Consider the following 1284-nt stretch of genomic DNA (forward strand, 5'->3'; position numbering starts at 1 on the left):
ACAGAGCTGGCTCGGGAAATCTGGACAGCGGGCTAAGTGGAGTTTCTGCCTGTGAGCAGCCAGAATGGCTGCCGAACAGGAGAAGCAATGAGCAAGAGACCCCGCCGCAATCACTCTCCGGCTTTCAAGGCCAAAGTGGCCCTGGCCGCCCTGACGGGCGAGAGGACCCTGGCCGAGTTGGCGCAACAGTTTGACGTCCATCCCAACCAGATCACCCAGTGGAAGGCCCAGCTCCTCGACGGGGCGGCCGACGTGTTCGGGGCCGAGAAGGCTGCAGCCGCCAACTCGCCGGTGGATGTGAAGACGCTGCATGCCAAGATCGGCGAGCTGACCCTGGCTAATGATTTTTTAGAGCACGCGCTCGCCAAAGCCGGAACGTGGCCGAGCGCAAAGCGATGATCAATCGCTCTCATGCCCTGCCGCTGGCCCGGCAAGCCGAGGAACTTGGGATCAGCCGGGGCAGCCTCTATTACCAGCCGCAGCCGGTCTCGGCGACCGATCTGGCCCTCATGCGGCGGATGGATGAGCTGCATCTGGAGTATCCGTTTGCGGGCAGCCGAATGCTGCGCGATCTGCTGCTGGCGGAGGGCTTCACGATCGGACGCCTGCATGTCGCCACGCTGATGAAGCGGATGGGCATCGAGGCGCTCTATCGCAAACCCAACACCTCCAAGCCGGCACCAGGCCACCGGATCTATCCGTATCTGCTGCGCAAGCTGCCCATTACCAGACCCAATCAGGTCTGGGCCATGGACATCACCTACGTCCCCATGGCGCGGGGCTTCGTCTATCTGGCGGCGGTGATCGACTGGTTCAGCCGACGGGTTCTGGCTTGGCGGCTGTCCATCACGCTGGAGGCGGCCTTCTGCATCGAGCCGGTGGAAGAAGCCATCGCCCGCTATGGCTGCCCTGAGATCTTCAACACGGATCAGGGCAGCCAGTTCACCAGCCACGCCTTCACCAGCGTGCTCCACAAGAACGAGATCGCGATCAGCATGGACGGCAAGGGCGCCTGGCGTGACAACGTCTTTGTCGAGCGGCTGTGGCGCAGCATCAAATACGAGGAGGTCTATCTGAGGGCCTACGACAGTGTCGCCGAGGCCCGGACTTCGATCGGTCGGTATCTAACCTTTTACAACGGCCGGAGGCCTCATTCGAGCCTTGACCGGAGGACGCCCGATCAGGCCTACTTCAACCCGCTGCCGCGGCTCGCGGCAGCCTAACCCCGGCAGACGCTCCACTTAGCGAACCGAAAACGCTGTTCAGACAAACCGAGCCACCTCA

The 1284-nt window shown here is 62.5% G+C and carries 1 protein-coding gene; it reads left to right on the top strand.

Annotation, left to right across the window (positions count from 1 at the left end; all coding sequences use genetic code 11):
* The first annotated feature begins 87 nt into the window (after nucleotides 1-87).
* Nucleotides 88-1223 (top strand): IS3 family transposase gene (locus tag JKG68_RS32385; RefSeq protein WP_202066538.1). Its coding sequence is split into 2 segments (ribosomal slippage): nucleotides 88-343 and nucleotides 343-1223, totalling 1137 coding nucleotides; the frame shifts between segments, so codons are not numbered across the junction.
* Nucleotides 1224-1284: the final 61 nt, after the last annotated feature.

Source organism: Microvirga aerilata (assembly GCF_016743775.1).
In the GTDB taxonomy this organism is placed as follows: Bacteria; Pseudomonadota; Alphaproteobacteria; order Rhizobiales; family Beijerinckiaceae; genus Microvirga; species Microvirga aerilata.